Consider the following 26,700-nt stretch of genomic DNA (forward strand, 5'->3'; position numbering starts at 1 on the left):
TGAACTGCGGCGTGAACGCCCGCCGAGGCCTCGACCGTTTCTTCCCCACGCTCTCCATGATGCTGGACATCCTCCCGGAGCCCTACGGCTCCTGATCTCAGATGTCCGCCAAAACGGGGCAGGCCCAGGCGGGATCACCCCCGCGTGCGTGGGGAGCAGGTCTTCCTGGTCGTGAACGGCCTCACCGGGCTGGGATGACCCCTGTGTGCACGGGGAGTAGGTGTTGGGGTTGTACTGCGCGGTCTGCTGGATGGGATCACCCCCCGCGTGCGCGTGCGCGGAGCGGGCCGTCGATGGCGACGAGATCCCATATGGCCGGGGATCACGCCCGCTTGCGCGGGGAGCGGTTCGGCACGTAGCCGGTTGAGTGCTGCCGGCGGGGGTCACCCCCGCGTGCGCGGGGAGCGGGTTGTCGGGCAGCCACGGGTGCGCGGCGATGCGGGATCACCCCCGCGTGAGCGGGGAGCGGGTCGTGAGCGCGGCCAGTACCGGCGGGGTCGCGGGATCACCCCCGCGTGCGCGGGGAGCGGACGTTGTCACCGAGGCAGCAGAAGTAGGTGCAGGGATCACCCCCGCGTGCGCGGGGAGCGGACGTTGTCACCGAGGCAGCAGAAGTAGGTGCAGGGATCACCCCCGCGTGCGCGGGGAGCGGCTGCGCAGGCCAAAGGTGACGTCCTCGGCTCGATCGGATCACCCCCGCGTGCGCGGGGAGCGGACCGCCTCAGCTGGGCACAGCGCGGTCCTCGAGGGATCACTCCCGCGCGCGCGGGGAGCGGCCCGCGGCTGGCAGGCCGTCCGGCTGTGGGCCGGGATCACCCCCGCCTGCGCGGGGAGCGGCACGTGGACGGGCTCGCCGCGTCCGCCGCTTCGGGATCACCCCCGCGTGCGCGGGGAGCGGAGGGTAGTTCCGGCCGGGCCGCCGTCGAAGTTGGGATCACCCCCGCGTGCGCGGGGAGCGGAGCGACAGCGCGCCGGTGGACGACCAGGACATGGGATCACCCCCGCGTGCGCGGGGAGCGGACGGTCACCCGGCGCGAGGCGATGGTCGACCGGGGATCACCCCCGTGTGCGCGGGGAGCGGGTGCTCGCCGGCGGCCGCGGCGAACTGCGCACCGGATCACCCCCGCGTGCGCGGGGAGCGGCGACCTGGTCGTGCAGCGGCACTCGACCAGCAGGGATCACCCCCGCGTGCGCGGGGAGCGGGTCGGGGCGTCCTCTTCCCACTCGGTCTTGCAGGGATCACCCCCGCGTGCGCGGGGAGCGGGGGTCGAGGGCGCGGTGTGCGCGGGTGACGAGGGGATCACCCCCGCGTGCGCGGGGAGCGGGTGTCCGTGTCACGCGGCGGCACCCCGATCACGGGATCACCCCCGCGTGCGCGGGGAGCGGATGACGTCCAGGAACTGCCGGAACAGCCCCGGGGGATCACCCCCGCGTGCGCGGGGAGCGGAGCGGAGATCCGGCCGGACAGCAGGCAGCACGGGGATCACCCCCGCGTGCGCGGGGAGCGGGCTTATCGACCTGCGTTGCTAATGATCGTCTAGCGCGTCCTTATTCACTCTGGTTCTCAGGATCGAGTCTTCGTGAGGTGGCGGTCGCAGGGGGCAAGTCCGAGTTAGGTGTTCGCAGCACTATACCCGCCATCTTGATCAAATAGATGGGGTCACTAAGTCTTCCGGCCTGGCGTGGTACCGCCGTCGCGGGTGGGGAGGCAGGGAGGCATCGTGTCGGGGTGTAGGCGTCGCCACTGGGTTCGCTCGTACATGGTGTTGGGTCGGCTGATACTGGCTCGGCGATTGCCGTCGTTGTGTCTTGCGGTGCGTCGCTGCTGTGAGATAGCCGATGAAGGGATATCAGCCGGTGATGTCTTCCGTGGACGACGGACTGAGTGCGCCGGCAGCGAGTCCATCGCTGATGTCGCTGGCCAGCGACGCCCCGGTCGCTGCTGCTCAACGTCATAGCCGAGCTTCCGATACAGGGCGGCTACCAACGCTTCGAAATCTCGGGGGCTAAGCCGGAATAGCGCCTCAGTACCGCCGTTCAAGTCGTCGATCCAGCGCGCGCGAATGACCGCGGCCGCATCCAGCAGCCATCCGAACGCCCTGACGGCCGCAGGGACCGATACACGTTGAGGTACCCCATGACCGCGTCAATCGCTTGCTGCGGTGCGTGCGGCAGGAGGTCGAGAACCCACCGGATACTCGGGTGTGGTTTGGCCGTCCCGGACATCCACCGCATCAGTCGCCGCGAGTACTCCTTCGGCAGGTCGTCGAGAAACTTGCGGACGTCCGAAGAATCGAGCACCCGATCCAGATGGTCGCCATCCAAACCGAAGCACGACTCTTCGAAAAGGAAGAGCCGCAGCAGAGCCAGTACGTCGGCCTCACTGCGAGCGGAAATGGTGGACAGATACTCGGCGCGAAGCGCGTTGGTCGGGAAGGACCACGTCTGCGCACCCTGCCGACGGCGCTCCGTCCATTCCCACACGGTCTCGTGCGGCCCGGGCCGGTCCGCACCCGGCTCTCCACCGGAGGCCCCGGTCGCGCTGTAGCGCTCCTCCGCGCCGGGCGGCAGTACTACGGCCAGCCACTCCTCCAGGCGTCCCGACCAGAACGAGCCCCACCTAGGCTCGATTCCCGCCTTGAGGAAGTCCGCGGCCATCTCCTCAGTCGACAGGCCTATCCCCATGACGGCAGTATGTCGACCGGGTACGACAACCTCGGGGCGCGAGGGCGCCTCCGCACTTGATGCCGGTGGTCACAGCCTGATGCGTATAGCGGGACTGTGGATGTCCGGTGAGGACGGAACGGGCGGATCAGACGTCTGCACGCCCTGCACTGATACCGACTATCAGGTCAATCCGGGTCTTCGCGCCACAGTGGTGATCTTCCATATTGACTTACAGCGCTTGATTCGCTGTGATTGCTGCGTCACGGATTGTCATCACGGGGGAGAGATCGATGCCTGCTGGCCATCGCGTAATGCCGCGTGCGCACCGATGCCGTTGGTCCGTGTGGCACGCCGCTCTACTCCTCCTGCTGTCCACGTTGGTGGCCCTGCCGGCGGTCCCTGGTGTTGCTGCGCCTGCCTCTGCGGTGACAGCGAAGCAGCCATGTGTCGCCGAGCAGCGCACCGTGGCTGCCGCCGCCGCGATGACTCGCACCTGTGGCAAGCGAGTGGAGATTCTTGACGAGCGGTCCGAGGTGTCCCAGACCTTCGTCAATCCGGACGGTACGCAGACCGTCGAGGAGTCCATCGAGCCGGTCCGGGTCAAGCACGGCACCCACTGGGTGCCGATTGACACCACGCTCAAGGCCACAGCGACCGGTGTGAAACCGCGGGCCGCCGCTTTGCCGACGACGCTGTCCGGCGGTGGCGACGGACCGCTGGCCCGGCTGCGTGACGGGTCGAACGAGATCAGCTTCTCTTGGCCGGGCACGCTGCCCAAGCCGGTGCTGCGCGGCAACATCGCGCTCTACCGCAACGTGCTGCCGGACGTGGATCTCCAAGTGGTTGTCGACGCACTCGGCTTCTCGGAGCTGCTCATCGTGCGTACCCGTGAAGCCGCCACCGACGGCCGGCTCGATTCGCTGAACTTCGGCCTCGCGACCAAGGGCGTGAAGGTGCGGGCGACCGGTCAGGGCGGCTTGGCCGCGACTGACAAGGGCGGCCGGACGGTGTTCACCGCGCCCGCACCGCTGATGTGGGACGCCTCGATCGCCTCGGCCGGCGGGGACACCGCCAAGGGCGAGCCGGCGATGAAGAAGGCCGACAGGAAGTCCGCGAAGCCGGCCGGCCGGAGGGACACGGTCGCGGCGATGGATCGGCGCGTGGTGATGCCGATGACCGTCAGCAAGGACACTTTGACTCTTCGACCGGATCGCAAGCTTCTTGCCGACCCGGACACCAAGTACCCCGTCTATATCGACCCGTCGGTTACCGGTGCCATCTCTGGTAGCGCGTGGACCTCCGTGTGGAGCAAGCACAAGTCGAGCTCGTTCTGGAAGAACTCGTCAGCGCTGACCAACGGCTCGACGTACGGCTCGGCCGGCGCTGGGCGTACCGAGGACTGCTCCGGATGTTCCGACCACGTCGTTCGGTCGTTCTTCCGGATGGACACCAGCAAGGTACGCAAGAAGCAGATCCTGTCCGCGACGTTCCGGGTCGAGCAGCGGCACGCCTGGACCTGCAACCCGAAGTCGAACGCCAAGCTGTGGATGATCGGTGGGATCTCCACGAGCACGACGTGGAACAACCAGCCCAACTGGTATTCCGGCTACACGGCGCAGACCGCGGCGAACCGCAAGGCTGGCGCGGCGCACGGCTGCTCCGGGGCCGGCACCATCGAGTTCAACGCCACCTCGATGGTGGCCAAGGCGGCGGCCAGCAACTGGACGACGCTGAACCTCGGTCTGCGGGCGGTCGACGAGGGCACGCTGAAGCACTGGAAGCGGTTCAACCACTCGTCGCCGAAGCTTGCGATCACGTACAACACCGCCCCTGCGGCGCCGGGCAACCGCAACTCCGACGCGAAGGGCTGTGCGACCGGGGCGGCCCGGCCGTACGTTCGGACTCTGACCCCCACACTGGCCGCACAGCAGGTCGACCCGGACAACGACCAGGGCTTGACCACGTCGTTCTACTGGTGGCAGTCGGGCAGCGCGCGCAGCGAGTCGAACAAGGTGTCGCAGGCGGCCGGCAACAAGACCACCGTGGCCAAGGTGATCCCGGCCGGCAGGCTGGCCGACGGCCGGACGTACGTGTGGCAGGCCCGTACCGCTGACAAGCACGCGACCGGTGCGTTTTCGGCGACCTGTGAGTTCGCCGTGGACGTGACGGCTCCGGCGGGGCCGAGCGCGGTGGCGTCACCGGATTACCCGGCCGGTACGCCGGGCGGCGGCGTCGGAGTTTCCGGTCAGTTCACCATCTCGCCTCCGGCCAGTGGCGCCACCGACCTCGCCGGGTACGCTTGGACGTTGGATCAGGGCGTGCAGGCGTCGGCTGCCAAGCAGATCGCGGCGAGCCCCGGCCAGAGCGTCACCGTGCCGTACGTCCCGCTACGCGACGGCGTCCAGACCATGAGGGTGTGGACGAAGGACAAGGCCGGCTGGTATTCGGCGGCGCCGCTCACGTACTCGTTCACGGTGAGGGCCGGTACCGGCCCGGCCGGCCAGTGGTCATTCGACGACGCCGGCGACACCACCACCGACGACTCCGGCCACAACAACACCCTCGCGCTGGCCTCCGGCGTGACCCGGCCGACCGGGCGAGGCGGGGTTGGCTCGGCGTTGCTGCTCAACGGCTTGACCGGCGCGGCCACGCTCGCCGGGCCGATCACCGCGCCGCACCCCACCACCGGCGCTGCCACGCCGGTGCGCACGGACACCAGCTTCACGGTGGCCGCTCGCGTTCGACTGACCACCACCTCCGGCCTCACCGGGCAGCACACCGCCGTCGCCGCGTTCGGCAACCGGGCCAGCGCCTACACGCTGGGCTACTCGGCCGCCGACAACAAGTGGCGGTTCACGATGGCCGGCGCCGACGCCGACAACCCCGCGCTGTTCTCGGTGCTGTCCAATGCAGGACCGGTGGCCGGCAAATGGACCCACCTCGCCGCCGCCTACGACGCGTCCACGAAGAGGCTGACGCTGTATGTCGACGGAACCGCCCAGACGGCGACCGCCACGTTGACCGGCGGGTTCAACGCAGCCGCCGGCTTCGCGGTGGGCAAGCGGCGCTGGAACGGCGGGGACGACGGCTTCCTCAACGGCGCCGTGGACGACGTCCGGGTCTACAGCTTCATCCCGGCCGTAGCGAAGATCACCGAGCTGGCCGCTCCGCTGCCGCCCGCCGTGACCCTGCCCGGCGGCGACTCGGTGCCGGTGGGCGCGGCCGCCAGCGCGGTCATCGGTTCCGGCGGTGACACCAACATCGTGTCGTACCGGTACAGCATCAACTCGACGACGCTGAACCTGACTGCGACGCCTCCCGCGGCCGGTGGCTCGGTCACCATCCCGCTCACCACGGCCACCGGCGGCGCCGTCACCGTCTACGCCCTGGCGGTGGACTCGGGCGGCCGGGTCTCGCCGACACCCGGCATCGTGCAGTTGTCGGTGATCCACCCGGCGACGCTCAGTGGCTTCGTCACCGACGCAGACTTCAACCCGTTGCCGGGTGCGGTGGTGCGCCTTGACCCGGGTGGTGTGACCGCGACTGCGGCCGCCGACGGCGCCTACACGGTGGCCGGGTTCCCCTCCGGGACGTACACGGTCACCGGGACATCCGGCGGCGTCTGCGGACTGTCCGGGAGGGCGGAGGACGTCGAAGTTACTGGCGAGTCCTACCTCGACCTGGTGCTGACGCCGGTGGCCGACGGGCTCGGCTACACCTGCGACACCAGGGCCCAGGTGTTCAGCCCGGCCGACCAGAGCGTGGTAGCGCTGACCGGCGACAACGCCGTCGCGACGGTGACGCTGCCCTTCGCGTTCCCCTTTTACGGCCAGGCGTTCCGGTCGGCATGGGTCGACACCAACGGGATCCTCTCCTTCACCGACCCGGGCGGTTCCCACCCGTACGACGGAGGGGCGCTGCCTTCCGCGGCGAACCCGAACGCGATGATCGCGCCGTTCTGGGACGACCTCGTCATCGACTCGTCGGCGAGCGTCCGCACCACCACGACCGGAAGCGGCAGCACCGCGACGTTCGCGATCGAATGGCGCAACGCGCACCGCAAAGCGGCCACCTCGCAGCGGGTTTCCTTCACGGCGCTGCTGTCCGCCGACGGCACGGTGACCACCAACTACACCGGGCTGGACACCGACGCTGAGAAAGGCGCCTCGGCCGCGGTCGGCATCGCCGCCCCGGCGGCCGAGGACGGGTTGACCTTCTCGCGCAACACCCCGGCCCTGGCTAACGGGCAGGCGGTCGTCTTCCAGCAGTCCGAAGGCGGTGAGGGTGCGCTGGAGGTGCACTCGCTGTCCGGCCGGGTCCTCGACATGACCGGCAACGGCATCTCCGGCGCCCGGGTGTCGCTGGACCCGAGCGGGATGCAGACCACCACGTCGTCCGATGGCACATACCGCTTCGAAGGGCTGGTCTCGGACACCTACACGGTGTTCTCGGCGCAGAATCAGAAGTGCCCTCAGGTCGCCAAGGACACGGTCGAGCTGACCGCGGACACCGTCCGCGACCTGCGCCGGGGCCTGGACTACGGCGGCATGGGCTACGTCTGCGCGCAAGGCCCGGGCAACTTCGTGCCGGCCGCCAACGTGCTCGCACTGACCGGCGACGACGCGACGACCGCGTTGACGCTGCCTTTCGCGATGCCTTTCCACGGCAGGACGTACACGTCGGCCACGGTCAGCACCAACGGCTTCCTCACCTTCGACACCGCACTGGGCGCCGACACGTATGTGAACCCGGCCATGCCGACCGCGGCGGCGCCGAACGCCGTGGTCGCCCCCTTCTGGGACGACCTCGAGATCGACGCTTCGGCGAGTGTGCGCACCCAGACCACCGGTACTGCGCCCAACCGCAAGTTCGTGATCGAGTGGCGCAATGCCAAGTTCCGCCCGAACGGCCCGGACCGGATCACCTTCGAAGCGGTCTTCGGCGAGGCCGGGGATATCGTCTTCAACTACGGCACGCTGACCACCACGCTGCAGCAGGGCGCGGCGGCGACGATCGGCATCGAGAACGCCTCCGGCACGGTCGCCACGCTGTTCTCCTTCCAGGAAGCGCGGGTCAACTCCACCGGCGCCATCACCTTCACCCCGGCGGCGCCGGGCATTGTCCGCGGCACCACCACCGTCGCTGTGACCGGCGGCCCAGCGGCCGGCCGCACGGTGACGCTCAACCCGGGCGGCCGCACCGCGGTCACCGACGCGAACGGCGGTTATCAGTTCACCGGCGTGCCGGTGGGCGAGTACACCGTGCAGGTCAGTACCGGCGACAGCCGCTGCCCCGGCCAGTACGCCAAGGAAATCATCAACTTCGCCGGCGGCACCAAAGATGTCGACCTGTCGGTCATGACCGACGGCGACGAATTCGGCTACCGGTGCGACACGGGCGCGACGACCTACGTCCCCGGCGACATCACCGAGGACTGGCAAGGCGACGAAACCGTCTGGCAGAAGAACCCGCCATTCCCGATCAAACTGTACGGCGAGTCGTACACCTCCGCCTGGATCTCCGCCAACGGCCTGGTGTCCTTCAAAGACCCGATGTTCTTCGGCTGGATCGGCTCGATCCCGAGCGCGCTGCCATCGCCGGCCGTACCCGGAAGCCCGAACGCCGCCGTCTACGTGCACTGGGACGACTGGGTGGTGGACGCCTCCTCCAAGATCGCCACAAAATCGAGCGGCAGCGCGCCGAACCGCCAATGGGTGGTCGAATGGCGCAACGTCTACCTGCACCCGGACACCACCGCACGGGCGTCGTTCGAAGCCATCTTCAGCGAGAACGGCGACATCACGTTCGCCTACAAAGACATCACCGACTCCCACCCGGTCGAACGAGGTTCCGGAGCCAGCACCGGCATCGAGAACGCCTCCGGCACGATCGGGTTCCAGTCCCTCTACCGCGAACCGTTACTCGCCTCCGGACAAGGCGTGACGTTCAGGCCGAACCCACCCGGCGCAGGCAGCATCACCGGCACGGTGACCTGCGAGGGCGCCGGGGTGGGCGGCGCCACAGTGGCCGCGGCCGGCCAGAGCACGACCACGGCGGCCGATGGCTCGTACCGGATCGACAACGTGCCGGCCGGGACCTACGCGGTCATCGCGACTCGGACCGGCGGCGCCTGCGCCGGCTCGGCGGTGGCGAACGTGACCGTCGGCACCGGCACGCTCGCCGAGGCTGACTTCGCCGGGCTGAGCACCCCGGCGGGCGCGGGATACCGGTTGTCGGAGCGGGCGGTGGCGTACACCCCGGCCGACGGCGCGGTGCTGCCGGTCACCGGTGACGAGGACTACGAGCCGGTACCGCTGCCGTTCCCGGTCAACCTCTACGGCCAGACGTACGCGACGGGCTACGTGGACGGCAACGGCCTCATCGCCTTCCAGGACCCCGGCACGCCGAGTTCGGATGCGTGGCCCATCCCGTCGCCACGCAACCCCGAGGAACCGAACGCCGCGGTCTACCCGTTCTGGCACGACTGGGTCGTCGACAGCGACGCCAGCGTCCGTACCGCGACCAGAGGCGCCGCGCCGAGCCGGCAGTTCGTGGTCGAGTGGCGCAACGTCTCCTCCTACGAGGACCCGACCACGAGGACAACGTTCCAGGTTGCCTTCGATGAAGCCGGCGGCTGGTCATTCAGCTACCCGGACATGGACGGGACGTTCCTGACCAAGGGCGGCGGCGCGACCATCGGCATCGAAAACGCCGACGGCACCGTGGCGCTGCAGTACACCTACCGCCAGCCGGTGCTGCGGCCCGGCACCGGACTGCGCTTCGATCCGCCGCAGTGAGGTCCCCGCATCCCGCCCTGCCCCGAATCTCCCTGACCGGAGGAGTCCCGGTGAAGCGTTCCCGCCGCGCGGTCGCCGCCCTGACCGCAGTGATCACCACCCTTGCCCTGGCCGTCGGCACGCCGGCCACCGCCGAACCGAAGGAGCCCGACTACCGGCCGGGTGCACCCGCGACGCAGAAGAAGGTGCCAACCACCGCCGTGCCACCGGCTGCCCCGCCGGCACAACCCGAGATACGACAGGCGGCGACCAAGCCTGCGCCGCAATGGCCTGCCGCGTCCAGCGCCCTGGTCAACCTGGCCGCTACCTCGAAACAAGCGGTGACGTCACCGGTCCGGGTCTCACGGACGGGTGCCGTCACCGGGCAGGTCCGGGTCGACGTGCTCGACCGGTCCACGACCGATCGGGCCGGCGTCCGCGGACTGCTGATCCGGCTCGGTCGCGCCACGCCGGCCCCAGCCGCCGACTCGGTTAACGTGACCGTCGACTACCGCTCGTTCCGCACCGCGTACGGCGGCGACTGGGCCACCCGGCTCCGGCTGACCACGTTGCCGGAATGCGCCCTCACCACACCGGACAAGATCGGTTGCGCGGGCTCAGCCTTGCCGTCGCGCAACGACGCCAAAGCCGGCTCTGTGTCGGCCACCGTGCCGCTCGCCACCGGCACACTCATCGCCGTGACCGCCGGCCCGTCCGGACCGGCAGGCGCATTCACCGCCACCTCGCTGCAGCCATCGTCAACCTGGTCGGCCGGCGGCAACAGCGGCACCTTCGGCTGGTCGTACCCCATGCGGGTGCCGCCGGCCGCCAACGGCCCGGCGCCGGCCGCCGGGCTGTCCTACTCCTCGCAGTCGGTCGACGGCCGGCACGCGGCCAGCAACAATCAGCCGGGTTGGGCGGGGGAGGGCTTCGAGACCACCACCGGCGGCTTCATCGAACGCCGCTACGAGTCCTGCCTGCAGGACATGGACGCGAACGCGGCCGGCGACAAGCCGAACAACACCGAGAAAACCGGCGATCTGTGCTGGGCCACCGACAACGCGATGCTGTCGCTGGGCAACCACTCCGGCGAACTCCTCTACAACGCCACCGAGAAGCGCTGGCACCTGCGTAACGACGACGGTTCCCGGATCGAGCGCAAGACCGGCGCAGTCAACGGCGACGACGACGGCGAATGGTGGGTGGTGACCACCACCGACGGCACCCAGTACTGGTTCGGCGCCCACCGGCTGCCCGGTTGGGCGGCCAACGACCCGGTTACCAACTCGACGTGGACCGTGCCCGTCTTCGGCAACCACTCCCGTGAACCCTGCAACGAGAGCGCATACGCCGACTCCGACTGCACCCAGGCCTGGCGCTGGAACCTCGACTACGTCGTCGACCTGCACGGCAACTCCGCCTCGTACTGGTACCAGAAAGAGACCAACCGGTACGCGCGCAACAAGAAGGCCACCGACCTCGCGTTGTACGACCGCGGCGGATACCTGGATCACGCTGACTACGGCACGCGGCGCGACGACGGCACAGAAACCGTGCTCAATACCCAGGCGCCGGCCCGGATCGATTTCGCGGTCGCCGACCGCTGCCTGTCCGACTGCGGCACCCACAACGAGGCGCGCTGGCCAGACACACCATGGGACCAGGATTGCCAGGCTGACAAGGACGACTGCCGCAACGTCTCGCCGACGTTCTGGTCCACCAAGCGGCTGGCGTCGGTGACCACCCAGTTGCGCGATGGCACGGGCTGGGACGACGTCGAGCGATGGACACTGACCCACACGTTCCCCGACCCGGGAGACACCACTCGCGCAGGACTATGGCTGTCCAAGCTGTCGCACGCCGGTCTGGTCGGCGGCATCGAAACCGTGCCGGACACCGAGTTCACCGGCGTCCAACTCGCCAACCGGGTCGACACCATCGACTTCGCCGCCGCGATGAACTGGTGGCGTATCTCGCAGATCCGCACCGAGACCGGCGGCACCATCAGCGTGGTCTACTCCGACCCCGACTGCGTTGCCAAGACCCGCGTGCCGACAGACCCTGCGAACAACACGTTGCGCTGTTACCCGGTGCGGTGGACGCCGGAGGGCTACCAGAACCCGGTCACCGATTACTTCCACCGGTACCTGGTCAAGACCGTGTACGAGGCCGACAACACCGGCGGCGTCACACCGAAAGGCAGCCCGCGCAAGGTCACTACCTACTCGTACCACGGCGATCCGGCCTGGCACTACGCAGACGACGACGGCCTGGTCGAGAAGAAGGACAAGACCTGGTCGGTGTGGCGCGGCTACAGCAAGGTCGGCGTCACCACCGGCGACGCGGGGGAGCAGCAGTACACCGAGAGCACGTACTTCCGCGGAATGCACGGCGACAAAGCGTCCTCCGGCACCCGGACGGTGACGATGCCGGGCACCGGCGTCCCGACGGTCAACGACGAGGACTCGTACGCGGGAATGGTCCGGGAGAGCACCGTCCACAACGGGCCAGGATCCGCCATCATCTCCAGGTCCGTCAGTGAACCGTGGCGGTCCGGCATCACGGCCTCGCGCACCATCAACGGCGACACCGTGGAGGCCCGCTTCTCCGGCGTCACCGCCACCCACCACCGCACCGTGCGGGACGGCGGCCGCCCGGACCAGGTACGCACCATCCGCAAAACCTTCGACAAGTACGGCATGGTGATCGCCGAGGACGACAGCGGCGACACCGCTGTCACCGGCGACGAGTCCTGCACGAAAACCGCGCTCGAACCGCGCAACACCACCATCTGGCTGCTCACCCCGGAGCACCGAGAGCAGACGTTCGCCACCACCTGCGCGGCGGCCGCCGACCTAGCAAACCTCACCGAATCCCACGTCATCTCGGACACCCGGTCCTTCTACGACGACCACGACCACGGCGCCCCACCCAGCAAAGGTCTGCTGACCCGTAGCGAGGCGGCGTCCGCCTGGAACACCGGCAATCCCACATTCCAGCAAGTAAGCCGCGCCAGCTACGACACCCACGGACGGATTACGGCGTCGTGGGACGGACTCGATCACGTCACCGCGACGGCCTACACCCCGACGACAGGCGGACTGGCCACCCACACCAAAGCGACCAACGCCCTCGGCCACGAGACCACCACCACGCTGCACCCAGCGTGGGGCTTGCCCACCAGGATCGTGGACGCGAACGACAAGGTCACCACAGCGACATACGATCCGCTCGGCCGAGCCACGGCGGTGTGGAAACCAGGCCGCGTCCAAGGCGTCGACACCCCCAACGAGAAGTTCGCCTACAGGATCCGCAACGACGAGACGAGCTGGGTCAGCAGCAGCACCCTCAACCCCGCCGGCAACTACGTCACGACCTACACGCTCTACGACGGCCTGCTGCGCACCCGGCAGACCCAGGTTCCGTCTGCGAGCGGCGGACGGCTACTTACCGATGTCTTCTACGACACGTCCGGCCGCAAAGTGCGCGAACACGGCGCCTACTACGCGTCCGGCACGCCGAGTGGTGACCTCAACACAGCCACCGATCGGCAGGATGTGCCGAAGCAGACCAGAACCGTGTACGACGGCGCCGGCCGGGTCACCGCGGAGATCTTCCAGCCGTACACCAAAGAGCGCTGGCAAACGGCGATGCGCTACGGCGGAGACCACATCGACGTCACGCCGCCGACCGGCGGAACGGCCACGGCAACCTACACCGACGCGCTCGGCCGAACAGTAGCCACCCGCCAATACCACGGTCCAACCCCGACCGGTGACTACGACGCCACCACCTACACATTCAACGCGAAACGGCAGCTGCAGAAGGTCACCGACACGGCGGGCAACACCTGGTCGTACACCTACGACCTGCGCGGTCGCCAGCTCACCTTCACCGACCCCGACAAGGGCAAGACCACCAACGAATACGACAACGCCGGCCGGATGACCTCCGCCACCGACGCACGCGGCATCAAGCTGATCTACCAGTACGACGAACTCGACCGGCGCACCGCGCTGCTGCAGTCCGGCGTCGGCGCGCGGGCCCGCTGGACGTACGACACGGTGGCCACGGGACAGCTGACACAGTCGGTGCGGCTGGTCGGCACGGCCAGCTACATCAAAAGGATCAACTCGTACGACGACCGCTACAAGCCGACGAGCGAGACGGTCACCGTCCCCGCCGCCGAGGCTGGGTTGGCCGGCACATACACGTTCGCGAACAGCTACGCGCTCGACGGCAGCCTCGCGGCCACCACCTATCCGGAATCCGCCGACCTCCCGCTGGAGACCACCCAGTACCGCTACAACGAGAACACTGGCCTGGTCAACCAGCTCATGAGCACGTACGGCACCACATCCACGAGTTACGTCTCGCGCACCGACTACGACGCCCAAAACTCGATCAATCAGTACGTGCTCTACACCGGCCACTACTCAGAAACCGGCAGCCGGGTCTACCGGGTCATCGACCGCGAACTCGAAACCGGGCGCGTGATCGGCATTCGGACCGACCGGGAGTCGGTGAGCCCGCACACGGTGGCGAACACCCGCTACACCTTCGACGCCGCCGGCAACATCACTCAGGCCCAGGACGCTGCGGCCGGGGACGCCCAGTGCTTCCGATACGACGGACTGCGGCGGCTCAGCGAGGCGTGGACGCCGGCCACGGCGCCGTGCAGCACCAACCCAGCAACGTCGCTGCTCGGCGGACCGGCGCCGTATTGGCAGTCGTGGACATACAACGCCGTCGGCAACCGGCTCACCCAGGTCGACCACGCCGTCGGCTCGGTCACCACCGACCGCACCACCCGGTACGACTACCCGGCGGCCGGCGGCACTCAGCCGCACGCGCTGGCCAGCACCACCGTGACTAACGGCAGCACCACCACGACCAGCTCGTACTCCTACGACGCCACCGGCGGCATGCAATCCCGGCCGGTCGCCGGTGGCGCCCAGACGCTTGCCTACGACCCCGAGGCGCGGCTCGGCACCAGCACCGACTCGGGCGGGAGCACCACCTACATCTACGACGCCGACGGCAACCGGCTGATCAGCCGCGACCCGGCCGGGTCGACGCTCTACCTGGCCGGCGAAGACCGACGCTGGACCAAGGCCACCGGCAAGGTCGCGACAACCCGGTACTACTCATACGCCGGTTCCTCGATCGCCTCGCGGAACGCGGCCGGCCTGACCTGGTTGGCGCCGGATCACCAGGGCACCGGCACAGTCGCGATCAACGAGCGTACGCAGGCGGCAGTGGTCCGCCGGCAGAAGCCGTTCGGCGAGTCCCGCGGCGCGACCGTGACGTGGCCCAACGGCAAGGGGTTCGTCGGCGGAAACGTCGACCCGACCGGCCTCACGCAGCTCGGCGCCCGGATGTACGACCCGGCCATCGGCCGCTTCACCTCGGTCGACCCGGTGCAGGACCTCAACGATCCACAGCAGTGGAACGGCTACAGCTACGCCAACAACTCGCCCGTCACCGGATCGGACCCGGACGGACTGCGGCCCCTGTTCGCCGGGGGCGACCCACTCGAGGACCGGAGGATCCTTCAGGAAGAAGGCTTGGAGACCCGGCAGGACAGTCGCGGGAAGTGGGTCATCACCTCCGCGGGCAAGGGCTCAGCGCCCAAGGGGTCGTGGATGGAGCACTACTGGAACACCGTCCGGAAGACTCCGAAGAGCGGCAAGTACTCGCACATCTACGGCCACGGAGTCACCGACAAGACCCTGTTCGGTGCGGCGGCGGTATACGACAATGACGGCAACCTGGTCGCTCAGGACGACAACTTCCGCAGCGGCGGCGGCTTGCTGCCGGACGAACGCATCCAGGGCGATCAGCACATTGAGCCTCGCGTGGTGAAGTGGTACGAGTCGGCCGGCAAACTCAAACCCGGCTACACGCTTGTCATCACCGTCAACAAGGAGGGTGCGCCGTCGTGCAACTCCTGCCGCCCGTTCCTCGCCGATACTGCCGCCAAGAAGGGCATTCGTGTCCTCTATATGGAACCAGGCAAGGCGCCGGTACCGTTCGGCGAGACGAACTCCTCGGCGCAACTCAAAGGCAACATCGTGTCTCCCCGCGCGCCGATCAAGACGAAGCCGCAGCAGCTAAGCCCAGCCGAACCGCACGCCGGGAAGACGCCGGTCCGCCCACGGGGCGGTACCGGCAACATGGGCCGCGGGATGAGTGGCACTGCCGGCACATTGGGCGCGTTCGGCATGGCCGCGGATCTCTACTTCCTCGTCCGGTACGGTCCGTGCGCGCTAGCCCCAGTTCCGATACCGGAGTGCCAGCCGCAGAGTCCACTTGTCCTGGATTGACCCCTCGCGCACGTTGCCCGGCCGCTGCTGGCGGCCAGGCGACCGTTGTTAAGGTGATTCGCATGCCCGAACGTCGAAACGATGCGGAGTCCGTCCATTGGGCGTCGCTCGAGGTGTACGGCCCGCCCGAAGAGGTTCCTGTGGCGCTCCACGCGATCTGGTCGAGCGATCCCGAGCGGCGGATGCTCGGCTACGAGTACCTCTCTGACCGGCTCGTGCACCAAGGATCCCGCTCGCCGGCCTCCGCCGCGGCAGTTCCGTTCCTTATCGATGTAGTCGCCGACCCTGCCGCGCCAGACCGGTTTGCCGCCTGCCAGGTGCTACGGCAGATCGCCATCGGCGAGGAGGAGTTCACGCTCAACGAGCGGCCGAACTTCGCGCACCTGCGGCAGGAGGCGGCGCGCAGGGCAACCATGACAGTCGAGGAACTGAAGGCGGATGAGGCCGCGTGGGTCGCTGGCGCCGCGGACCTGCAGGAGCGCGCCGCGCGCGAGCGGCGCACCTCCTTCTCGAACGTCGAACGAGATCGTCTGACCGAGCAGTGGGACATCGAGGCATATGACGCCGTGCGAGCCGGTGTGCCGGTATACGTCGTCGCTCTGTCAGCCAACCACCCTGCCACCCAGATCTACGCCGCTCAGCTACTGGCGTACTTCCCGGAGGAATCACCGTCGGTAGTACCGGCGTTGATTCCGCTGATCGGTGGAGAGGATCCCATCGTGGCGTCAGCCGCCGCGGTGGCAGCCGGCATCTGCGCCCGCGGCACCGAAGACCCTGCAGCCGCGGCGGCAATCGCCGCCCGCTGGGAACGTGCCGAAAACTTGGCTGAGCGGTGGGCTACCGGAATCGGCCTCGCGCAACTACTGAATGATCCAGGCCCGGAAATCCTAGCCGACGTCGAGGCCGCAACCGAGGCGCCGGCACCGGTCCCGCATTTCCCTTTCCTTGACGGCGACATCGCGGCGGTTGCTGCCTACACGCTGGACCGTCTCGAGGACAGACACACCACACCGTCCGGCCCCTGGCGGGCCTGACGCGTGCGCGGGCCGCAATGTCGATGGCGGCTTGAGAACGTCATTCGGCTGAAAGCAGAGTGCTGCCGAGGCTTGTCTGCAGGTGCAGCAGCAACGACAAATCGTCCTACCGGTCGAGGCAGTGGCGCCAGTTGGATGGGGCCGCTATTATTCTGGCATGCGCACTTATAGTGCGTATCCAAGCGGATTTCGGGGACCTGAATCCCCCTCCGGACACCTCAATTCATGATCCACGGCCGCCGGTCGCCATGAATTCGTATCCAACTCGAGCCCGGAGTTGAAGCCCCACGGCAGGCTTCGGCCGTAGGCGTCCCGGCCCGTCGTCGGTTTGGGTGACGGCGGAGGTGGACTCGTGGATCCCTCGTTTCGGCCGCCGTGGCCGCCGGGGGAGGAGTTGCTGCCCCTCGTTTACCCCTCGAAAACAGCGCGAAGACACGACAAGTGATGCAAGCGCCCAGGCGCACCTACTCGATGTTTACGCAGGTAGCAGCGCGTTGGTGGCAAGTGATGAAAGGACCGGAATTCGTGTGACTCAGTACAAGGGGTCGCAGGTTCAAATCCCCACCCCCGACGGCGGTTCAGGGCAGCAACAGGTCCTCATGCAGCTGCACCATGTAGTAGGGGTTCAAGTCCCCCTCCGGACACACTTTAGTACATGATCCACGGCCACCGGTCGCCGTGGATTTGTGGTCCAACTCGGGCCGCCGACACGTCGTCGTTCTGCGAGACGCTGCTGCCGATGCGCGGGCTGGCGGCGTACCCGGACCGCGACGCCGCCGCGGCCGCCCGCCGCGCCGCCGAGGTCCTGCTCGTCCGCCGGCTGGCCTACCGGGTCAGCACCGGAGAACTGATCAGACCGGAGTTCGTCAAGCTGCACTACCCGCTGTACTGGCACTACGACGTGCTCGGCGGGCTGAAGGGCCTGGCCGAACTCGGCCTGCTCGGCGACCCGCGGTGCACCGACGCGCTGGACCTGATCGAGTCGCTGCAACAGGCCGACGGCTGGCCCGCGCACGCCCGCTACTACCGGGCCTCCGCCGACGTGGCGCTGCATAACGACTCGGTCGACTGGGGCGGCACCAGCACCCGCCGCGCCAATCCGTGGGTCACCGTGGACGCGCTGGCCGTCCTCCGCGAAGCCGGCCGCCTCCGGCTGTGACCGGGTTACCATCGCCGGACGGGCGGACGCATGGGGGACGCGATGCGGGTTGAGCAGCTGTGGCGCTACCCGGTGAAGTCCGTGGGCGGTGAGCGGCTCACCGCCGCCACGGCGGGCCCGTCCGGGCTGGCCGGCGACCGGGTACTCGCCGTGCTCGACGAACGCGACGAGGTCACCTGGGCGGGCGCCGTACCGGGTCTCATGCGGGTGCGGGCCGTCACGGCCGGCCCGGGGGTGGCCGAGCTGATCCTGCCGGACGGCGCGCGGGTCCGCTCCGACGCGCCGGACGCCGACGCCCGGCTCAGCGCCGCCGTCGAGGCGAAGGTGCGGCTGGCCGGGCACCGGCCGGACACGCCGGACGCCGCGCTGCACGTGCTGACCACGACCACGCTGCGCACCCTCGCCCGGGCGCTGCCGGACAGCGCGCTCGACGTCACCCGGTTCCGGCCCAACCTGGTGCTCGACGACGTCGCCGACGACTCCGCCACCGGATACCCCGAGCACCGCTGGATCGGCCGGCGGATGGCGGTCGGCGCGGTGCGGTTGCGCTTCACCGGGGGCTGCGACCGGTGCGTGATGATCACCAAGGAGACGCCCACCGTGCCGCACGACCGGGGCGTGCTGCGCTGGGTGGCGCGGGAACTCGGCAACACCCTCGGGGTGTACGCGGCGGTGGAGGCGGGCGGCGAGGTCCGCGCCACCGACGAGGCCCGCTGGCTCGACTAGCTACGCGTCGCGCAGGTCGGCCAGCAGCTGGTACGGGTACGGCCGCGGCTTGTCGCTGACCCGGTCCAGCCGGTCCCGCTGCGCCGGGTCCAGCGTGACGTCCACCGCGCCCAGGTTGTCGTCGAGCTGCCGCACCGACCGGGCACCGACGATCGGCGCGGTGACGCCGGGGCGGTGCAGCAGCCAGGTCAGCGCCGTCTGCGCCGGGGTGCGGCCGATCTCGTCCGCGACGGCGACCAGCGTCTCGACCACGTCCCAGGTCCGGTCGTTGTCGTAGTTGCCCCAGGCCTCGGTCCAGACCGGCTCACCGGCGCGGTTCGTCGCCGCGACCCGGCTCCCGGTGCCGGACGGCGGGGCCCCACGCCGGTACTTGCCGGTGAGCCAGCCACCCCGCAGCGGGCTGTACGGCAGGACGCCGACGCCCTCCTCCCGGCACACCGGAAGCAGCTCCCATTCCGCCTCCCGGTCCAGCAGGTTGTAGAGCGGCTGCAGGGACGCCAACGGTTCCCATCCGGCGGTGCGGCACAGGTCGACGGTCCGCTGCACCTGCGCGCCGCTGAAGTTGCTCACCCCGACGTAGCGCACCTTGCCGGCCCGGACGATCGAGTCGAGCGCCCGCAGCGTCTCCTCCAGCGGCGTGCCGTAGTCCCACATGTGCAGCTGGTACAGGTCGAGGTGGTCGGTGCCGAGCCGCCGCAGGCTGCCGTCGACCGCGTCGAGCAGGTGCTTGCGGCTCAGGCCCCGGCGGTTCCGGCCGGGGCCGAACCGCACCTTGGACGCGATCACCACGTCCTGCCGCGGGCGGCCCTTCAGCCAGCTGCCGACGATCTCCTCGGACCGGCCCTCGCCGTAGGCGTCCGCGGTGTCGACGAACGTGCCGCCGGCCTCGGCGAAGCGGTCCATCAGCCGGTGGCTCTCCGCTTCCCCGATCTCCCGGCCGAACGTCATCGTCCCCAGGCACAGCCGGCTGACCTCGAGTCCGGTCCGGCCGAGGTGGGTGTACTCCATGGTGTTCCCCCGAATCCACGCCGCACGTCGGTGGCGGCGCCGATCGGGACGCTAGGCGCTGGAGCGCGCTCCAGGTCAACCCGGCCGGAGGTCAGAACGGCGCCGGACCGCGGCCCACCAGCGACACCAGCACCTGGGTGGCCAGCAGCTTTCGGATCTTGGTGACCGCGACCGCGCCGATCTGGTCGTAGGGCAGCTCCAGCTGCAGCCCGTCGCTCGCGTCGCGGAGGTCGGCGCTGACGTGGTCGGGGCGGAACGTGCCGCTCCAGCCGTTGAGGTCCCCGCGGTTGTTGGTGCCGAGGGAAGCCATGCCGGCTACCCGAGCACCGTCGACGAGGATCAGCGTTGCCGGGCCTGAGTAGGTCGCCATAGTCATGCACCGTAACGGCTCGCCCCAAGGCGCGGCCGCACACCGGGTCAGCGGTCACCCCGGCGGCTCAGCCGGCCGGCGCGCCCCAGCGACCCCGGTGCACCACGTCGGCGGTCGGCCGCCGGCGGCCGGACAGGTCGCGCGGCGGCTCCTGGCTGTACCCGACGGAGATCGCCCCGATCGGGCTGAACTGGGGCGGAACGCCGAACTCCGCGCGGAAGGTGTCGATCCGGTCCACCGGGATGCCGAAGAAACAGGCGCCCAGTCCCGAGTCGACCGCGGTGAGCAGCATCAGCAGGGACGCCATGCCGGTGTCGATGTCCCAGTACGGCGCCGGCCACGAGCTTTCCGAGCGGTCCTGGAGGCCCTTGTCCGGCTCGGCGTACCGATCGAGATAGGCGTCCTTGTGCGAATGGGGAACGATCAGCAGGGGCGCCTCGACGTTCGCCGCGAACCAGCGGTCCGGGTCGGTGTCCGGGCGCGCCGCCGCCCGGAACCGGGCGATGTCCGCCGGATCGTCCAGCACCAGGAAGCCCCAGCCCTGGGAGAACCCCCCCGACGGCGCCCGCAGCCCGTTCTGCACGATCCGGTCGACGACCTCGGGCGGGACCGGCCGGTCCTCGTAGCTGCGGACCATGCGGCGTCGGCGGACGACATCCTGGAACTCCATCGGGCCACGATATCGGTGCCGGCCGTGCCATGGGGGGCACGCCCGGCCCGACCGGACGGCGAGCTCAGCCCAGCGAGTCGGCGTAACGGTACGGTCCGCTACCGATGTACGGCTGCATGCGCGGCGTCCTCCACTCGTTGTGACCGGGAACCACCGTGGACCCTCCCCCGGGGGGCGGGGTCAACCGGAGGTTCCGGCACCGGAATCTGGAAGCTGTCGGTCAAGACCGCTGCGCCAGGATGCGGTTCAGGTGGTAGTCCAGGGTGCGCCGTACGCCCGCCGGGGTACGGCGCCGGTGCAGCAGGTCGAGCCCGAGTCCGCTGATGCCGCCGACGAGCAGGTTCGCCTCCTGGGCGGGGTCGACCGAGGGCCGGGCGCCGGCCGCCGTGATCAGGGCGGTGACCAGGTCTTCCAGCGGGTGTTCCCGGTGCAGGAAGACAGCTGCCAGCGCGGGATCGGTGAGGCTCCGCGCGTAGTAGGCGGTCATCACCCGCAGGCGCGTGCGGCGCTGTTCGTCGAGCGGAAGCAGTTCCTCGAGGGTGGCACGGAGCAGGACTCGCGGGTCGGACTGGCAATGCTTGTCACGCTCATCGCGGGCATCTGCCTGCTCCGTGGTGCTACGTCGCCGCAGTCGCGGCGGCCGTCGCCGCGTTCGCGGTGATCGCCGTCCTGGAGGCCCGGCGTACGAAGGCGATGTCCGCAGCGACAGAACCCGACCGGAGCGGACGGCCACCCGCGGCGTGACGGCCGTCCGGTCCCGCACGGCCGTCCAGTCCCGCTCAGGGCAGCGGGCGCAGGCCCTCGTGCCGGACCGTCCAGCGGCCGTCCGCCGGGAAGCCGGGCGTCGCCCGTCCGGCGTCCGCGTCGGCGCCGCGGGCCATCAGCGCCACCGCGGTCAGCAGCCCGCCGTTGCCCGGCAGGTACACCGGCAGCGACCCGGACTGCCGGTTGTGCCCGTTCGGCAGATACTCGTTCTTCGCGGTGGGCATCAGCAGCAGGTCCAGCGCGGCCTCCGGGTCGCCCAGCCGCACCGCGGTCATGGCCATCGCCGGGTAGTCCCAGCCCCAGGTGGTCTGCCACGGCCAGTTCTCCCGCACGTGCCGCAGCGTCGCGCGCATGACGGCGGGATCGATCAGGGCGGTGGGCGGCACCACGCCGAGCGCGTACAGCATCGAGGGGTGGTCGTCGAGCAGGGTGTACGGCGCCACGTCGACCGCCTGGTACCTGCCGTCCCGGACGAGCGGGCGGACCAGGTGGTCGGCGATCGCCGTCCAGGACGTCTGCGGTGCCAGGCCGAGCGTGGTACGCCAGCGCGCCGCCACGCGCAGCGCCCACGCCCAGTAGGCCAGCTCGAAGGTCGGGTTGGTCAGTCCGGCGCGGTACCCGGCGTACGACTCCTGGGCCGGCACCAGTGGGGGACCGAGGCCGTACCCGCGTGGTCCGGCCGTCACGAAGTCGGCCATGAACTCGGCGGACGCGAGCACCACGTCGGCGTACCGGTGCAGTGCCGCCTCCGGTCGTGGCCCGCGCCGCACCAGCTCGGCCAGGTAGATCGGGTGTGGCTGCTGCCAGATCAGGAACGGCCCGACGGGGCTGGGGCTCTCCCGGCCGTCCGGTCCGACCTGCTTGGGCCAGCGGGCGCCGGCGTACCCCTGGCGCCGGGCGGTCCGCCGGGCCCGGGGCAGGATGCGGGCGTACCAGCCGAGGCTGCGTTCGAGCAGTTCCGGGCGGCCCCACAGCGGAAAGTGGGCCCCGTGCCACCAGTGCATCTCCAGGTGGAACCGGCCCCGCCAGCTGTTCGTCATCAGGCCGGTCTCGGCCGGGGGATACTGGCCCGCACCGTGGATCGCGGTCAGGTACTGCGACAGCACGACCCGCCGTTCCAGCTCGGCCGCCCGGTCGTCGGCGCTGTCCGCCAGCTCCACCGCGCCGCCGCGGGTCCAGAACGCGGACCAGTGGGCGCGGGCCGCGTCGCGCACGTCCGGGCCGCTGCCGAGCGCCGGGCCGGCGCCGCCCGAGCCGAAACCGATCACCAGCTCGAGTACGCCGAGCGCGGTGCGGACGGTCAGCTCGTGCGGCCCGGTCCGGCGTACCGTGCCGTGCGGTGCGGTCTCGATCAGGACCCGGTAGGTGGTCTCGTCGAGGGTTCTGGCGACGTCGCAGCCGCGCTCGGTGACGCGGACGTCGGTCCGGTGCGCCTCCGGCCGCGACCAGTCCGCGGCGTTCCCCCAGGCCGTCGAGCCGTACGGGAAGGCGACGCGCACCGCCAGGCCGGCGGCGAACAGGCCGGACTCGATCCGGACGGCGAGCACGTCCCGGTCGGGGTGGCAGGCCGTGACGACCCGGACCGACCGGCCGCGCAGGCGGTACCGGCTGTCGATCATGCCGGTCCACAGGTCGAGGCGCTGGTGCACGTCGGACAGTTCGGCCGCCGTGACGTTTTGCGCCGATCCGTCGCCGGCGAAGACCAGCCCGATCCGCGCCAGGTCGAGCCGGTGCGGGTTGGCGCGCAGCCAGCCCTCGGCGGCCGACGCGGGGTGCTCCGTGGTGGCGGTGAGGTCGCCGCGCATGTCCACGTAGTCGACCGGGCCGCGGGGTGTGGCGTACGCGCGGCGGGTCTGGTCCAGGTCGTACCGGTCCGCGCCGGGGACGCTGTGCCAGCCCCACTGCGACAGGGTGGCGAGCAGCGTCCCGGGCACCGCCGCGGTGGCGTCCGGGACCGGGTAGTGGTCCGGCAGCGTCTGCAGGCCGGTGACGTCGACGGTGTAGCACAGTTCGCCGTTGCCCACGGTCAGCGGCGAGCCGGGGAGGATCCCGGTGACGTCGACCGCGTGCCGGTCCACCAGCGCACGGCGGTCCACGGTCACTCCTTGATCGCCGACCGTACCTGCTTGACGAAGTCCTCCGCCGCCGCGGCCGGCGCCGTGCGGCCGAACAGCACGTCGACGTTGAGCCGGTCCAGGATGCCGGGGGTGTCGGTGGAGCCGGTGGGGCCGATCACCAGCGGCGGCCCGGCCTTGGGTGTCAGCGCCTCGATGTACTTCACCTGCCGGGACTCGTCCAGGCTGAGCGCGGGCAGGATGGCCGCGCGCACCTGGGAGTTGGCCGGGATGCCGCGGTCGGTCAGGATGATCCGCCCGGCGGCCGGGCTGTTGACCAGGAAGTCGACGAACGTGGCCGCCTCCTTCTGGTGCCGGGTCCTGGCGTTGATGCTGTAGATCTGCGACGCCTGCAACCACTGGCCGGGCTGGGCGGCGGTGCTCTCCCCGGGCACCCGGTGCAGCTCCAGCGGCTGGCCGGCCGCGGTGGTCAGGGCCTTGGCCTGGTTGCTCCAGTCGAACGCCATGGCGGCCAGGCCGCGGCCCATCAGCGACTGCTCGGGAGCGGGCTGGCCCTGGAGTTCGGCGGTGGTCGCGGCGGGCGGGCTGGCCTTGGCGTCGCGCAGCGCGGTCGTCATCGTCCACCAGTCGGTGAGCGTCCGGGTGCTGATGCCGACCTTGCCGTCCGCGGTGTACAGCGCCTCGCCGCGCTGGCGGGAGAACACGTCGAGCATGTCGGTGCGGGTCGGGTCGGCCACCGCGTACCTGCCCGCCGGCAGCTTGACGGCCAGTTCCCGGGCGATCCGCTGGTAGTCGTCCCAGGTCCAGGTGTCGGTGTCCGGCAGCGGCACCTTGGCGGCCTGGAAGAGGGCCGGATTGAGCACCGCGGAGATCGCGTTGACGCCGGACGGCACGCCGTACTGGACGTTGTCGAATGTGCCGTTGCCCAGCGCCGCGGCGTCGATCCGGTCGGTCTTCAGCCGGTCGCCGACCTTCGCGATGTCCAGCAGCGCGCCCCGGTCGCCGTACTCGCGCGGGTACGCCCCGCCGAGCGTGATGATGTCCGGCGCGCCGCCGGCGGCGACCTCGGTGGCCAGCTTGTCGAAGTAGGCGTTGAAGTCGGTGGTCTCGCCCTTGACCTTGATGGTCGGGTGCTCGGCCTGGAACGCCGCGATGACCTTCTGCGTGGCGGCGGCCCGGTCGGCGTTGCCCCACCAGCCGAAGCGCAGCTCGACGGTGCCACCGGAGGCCGGGTCGTCGCCCGAGCCGCATCCGGCGGCGGTGAGCGCGACCGCGACGGCGAGGCAGACCGGGGCCAGCCGCCGGGGTCGGGGGAGTCTGGTACGCATCGGAGGTCTCCTTAGGTGGGTTGGGACCTACTTGAAACCCGTGGTGGCCAGCCCCTGGGTCAGATAGCGCTGACCGGCCAGGAAGAAGCCGAAGACGGGGGCGAGGCCGACGATGGACATCGCGAACAGCTGCCCCCACTGGGTGCCGCCCTGGCCGTCGACGAACGTGCGCAGCGCCACCGGCACCGTGTGCAGCCGGGGGTCGGCCAGGTAGATCAGCTGGCTGAAGAAGTCGTTCCAGGTCCAGATGAAGGTGAACAGCGCCGAGGTCACCAGCGCCGGGACGGACAGCGGCATGATGATCCGCCAGTAGATCCGGCCGTGCCCGCAGCCGTCGATCCGGGCGGCCTCGTCCAGCTCCCGGGGGAGCGAGCGGATGAACTGCACCATCAGGAAGATGAAGAACGCGTCGACCGCGAAGAACTTCGGCACGATCAGCGGCAGGGCCGTGTTGACCCAGCCGAGCTGGGAGAAGAGCACGTACTGCGGAACGATCAGTACGTGCAGCGGCAGCATCAGCGTGGCCAGCATCGCGGCGAAGAAGACCCGGCGCCCGGGGAACCGCATGCGGGCGAACGCGTACGCCGCCAGCGAGCAGGACAGCAGGTTTCCGGCGATGGCCGCCACCGCGATCACCGCGGAGTTCCACAGGTAGAGGTGGAACGGGCTGTTCAGCGCGGTCCAGCCGGCGACGTAGTTGTCCACCGTGGACCCGGAGGGCCAGATCGACGGGTCCCGGAAGATCGTCTCGGTCGGCTTGACCGAACTGGCCACCATCCACAGCAGCGGGTACAGCATCACCACGCCGAACGCGATCAGCACCGCATGCTTGAACACCCGCCGGGACCGGCCCGGCGCGGCCGTCAGGTCAGTCACCGTAGAACACCCACCGCTTCGCCAGGAGGAAGTTGGCCGCGGTCAGGGCCGCGATGACGACCAGCAGGAACCAGGCGAGCGCCGCCGCGTACCCCATGTCGAACGAGCCGAAGCCGCGCTCGTAGAGGTACAGCGTGTAGAGCAGGGTGGAGTCGGCCGGCCCGCCGGTGCCGCCGCTGATCACGAACGCCTGGGTGAAGCTCTGGAAGGCGTCGATGACCTGCAGCACCAGGTTGAAGAAGATGATCGGGGTGAGCAGCGGCAACGTGATCCGGAAGAACCGCGCCACCCGCCCGGCCCCGTCGACCGCGGCGGCCTCGTGGTACATCGCCGGAATCTGCCGCAGGCCGGCCAGGAAGATCACCATCGGTGCGCCGAAGGTCCAGGCGTTGAGCACCACCAGCGTGCCCAGCGCATAGTCGGGATGGCCGATCCAGCTGGTGCCCTGGATACCGAACCGGTCCAGGAGCTGGTTGACCAGCCCCTGGCCGCCGAAGACCTGACGCCACAGGATGGCGATCGACACGCTGCCGGCCAGCAGCGACGGCAGGTAGTAGACGGACCGGTAGAACCGCAGCCCGCGTACGCCGGAGTTCAGCGCCACCGCCAGGGCCAGGGCCAGGGTCAGCTGGACCGGCACCGAGACGAACACGTAGGTGAACGTGACGACCAGCGCGCTGCGCAGCCGGGAGTCGTCGAGCATTTCCCGGTAGTTCTCCAGGCCGAGCCACTCCGGCGGCGCCACCAGCGAATACTCGGTGAACGACAGGTACAGCGAGGCGAGGATCGGCCCCAGCGTGAACACCGCCATGCCGAGCAGCCACGGGGCGAGGAAGAGGTACGCCGCCCGGTCACCCCGGCGGCGCCACGACACCGGCGCCCGGACGGGCCGCGTGCCGGTGCGACCGATCATCGACCCA

The 26,700-nt window shown here is 69.8% G+C and carries 14 protein-coding genes and 1 CRISPR repeat array; of the genes, 5 read left to right on the plus strand and 9 right to left on the minus strand.

Annotated elements, in window-relative coordinates:
- Positions 1–319: 319 nt before the first annotated feature.
- Positions 320–1,508: a CRISPR direct-repeat array (repeat unit 28 nt; unit sequence GGATCACCCCCGCGTGCGCGGGGAGCGG).
- A gap of 529 nt (positions 1,509–2,037) precedes the next feature.
- A complete protein-coding gene (locus tag LDL48_RS36130; protein ID WP_225259652.1) occupies positions 2,038–2,685 on the minus strand; it encodes a hypothetical protein in 648 nt (215 codons plus the stop codon).
- A gap of 464 nt (positions 2,686–3,149) precedes the next feature.
- Between LDL48_RS36130 and LDL48_RS36135 the strand changes: the two genes are divergently transcribed.
- The 5 genes from LDL48_RS36135 to LDL48_RS36155 all read left to right on the plus strand — a co-directional run bounded on the left by LDL48_RS36135 (position 3,150) and on the right by LDL48_RS36155 (position 18,688).
- A complete protein-coding gene (locus LDL48_RS36135; RefSeq protein ID WP_225259653.1) occupies positions 3,150–9,464 on the plus strand; it encodes an NIDO-like domain-containing protein in 6,315 nt (2,104 codons plus the stop codon).
- Positions 9,465–9,514: 50 nt separating this feature from the next.
- Positions 9,515–15,769: an RHS repeat domain-containing protein gene (locus tag LDL48_RS44810; protein ID WP_225259654.1), complete on the plus strand. Its 6,255-nt coding sequence runs from the start codon at positions 9,515–9,517 to the stop codon at positions 15,767–15,769.
- Positions 15,770–15,831: 62 nt separating this feature from the next.
- A complete protein-coding gene (locus LDL48_RS36145) occupies positions 15,832–16,803 on the plus strand; it encodes a HEAT repeat domain-containing protein (RefSeq protein ID WP_225259655.1) in 972 nt (323 codons plus the stop codon).
- 655 nt (positions 16,804–17,458) lie between these two features.
- Positions 17,459–17,962 carry a hypothetical protein gene (locus LDL48_RS36150; protein ID WP_225259656.1) on the plus strand — a complete coding sequence of 168 codons (504 nt, stop codon included), beginning with the start codon at positions 17,459–17,461 and terminating at the stop codon, positions 17,960–17,962.
- A gap of 42 nt (positions 17,963–18,004) precedes the next feature.
- Positions 18,005–18,688 (plus strand): MOSC domain-containing protein, encoded by a 684-nt coding sequence (locus LDL48_RS36155; RefSeq protein WP_225259657.1) that lies wholly within the window; start codon positions 18,005–18,007, stop codon positions 18,686–18,688.
- Here the strand turns inward: LDL48_RS36155 and LDL48_RS36160 are convergent, their stop codons facing one another.
- From LDL48_RS36160 to LDL48_RS36195, 8 genes are all read right to left on the minus strand, one after another.
- Positions 18,689–19,696: an aldo/keto reductase gene (locus tag LDL48_RS36160; protein ID WP_225259658.1), complete on the minus strand. Its 1,008-nt coding sequence runs from the start codon at positions 19,694–19,696 to the stop codon at positions 18,689–18,691.
- A 91-nt stretch (positions 19,697–19,787) separates the two neighbouring features.
- Positions 19,788–20,066, minus strand: coding sequence for a hypothetical protein (locus LDL48_RS36165; RefSeq protein ID WP_225259659.1), 279 nt, complete (start codon positions 20,064–20,066; stop codon positions 19,788–19,790).
- A gap of 67 nt (positions 20,067–20,133) precedes the next feature.
- Entirely contained in the window at positions 20,134–20,736 is a 603-nt protein-coding gene (locus tag LDL48_RS36170; protein WP_225259660.1) for a nitroreductase family protein, read from the minus strand.
- Positions 20,737–20,956: 220 nt separating this feature from the next.
- Complete coding sequence (locus LDL48_RS44815; RefSeq protein WP_308016537.1) at positions 20,957–21,499, minus strand: TetR family transcriptional regulator C-terminal domain-containing protein; 543 nt, start codon at positions 21,497–21,499, stop codon at positions 20,957–20,959.
- A 16-nt stretch (positions 21,500–21,515) separates the two neighbouring features.
- Complete coding sequence (locus LDL48_RS36180; RefSeq protein ID WP_225259661.1) at positions 21,516–23,597, minus strand: hypothetical protein; 2,082 nt, start codon at positions 23,595–23,597, stop codon at positions 21,516–21,518.
- A gap of 2 nt (positions 23,598–23,599) precedes the next feature.
- The gene (locus tag LDL48_RS36185; RefSeq protein ID WP_225259662.1) at positions 23,600–24,904 is read right to left on the minus strand and encodes an ABC transporter substrate-binding protein; all 1,305 of its coding nucleotides are present in this window, start codon (positions 24,902–24,904) and stop codon (positions 23,600–23,602) included.
- Between the two features lie 27 nt (positions 24,905–24,931).
- The gene (locus LDL48_RS36190) at positions 24,932–25,780 is read right to left on the minus strand and encodes a carbohydrate ABC transporter permease (protein WP_225259663.1); all 849 of its coding nucleotides are present in this window, start codon (positions 25,778–25,780) and stop codon (positions 24,932–24,934) included.
- On the minus strand, positions 25,773–26,693 hold the full coding sequence (locus LDL48_RS36195) for a carbohydrate ABC transporter permease (protein ID WP_225259664.1): 921 nt from the start codon (positions 26,691–26,693) through the stop codon (positions 25,773–25,775). The genes LDL48_RS36190 and LDL48_RS36195 overlap by 8 nt, the downstream gene beginning before the upstream one ends.
- Positions 26,694–26,700: the final 7 nt, after the last annotated feature.

It is taken from the genome of Jidongwangia harbinensis (assembly GCF_020216025.1).
Classification (GTDB): domain Bacteria; phylum Actinomycetota; class Actinomycetes; order Mycobacteriales; family Micromonosporaceae; genus Actinoplanes; species Actinoplanes harbinensis.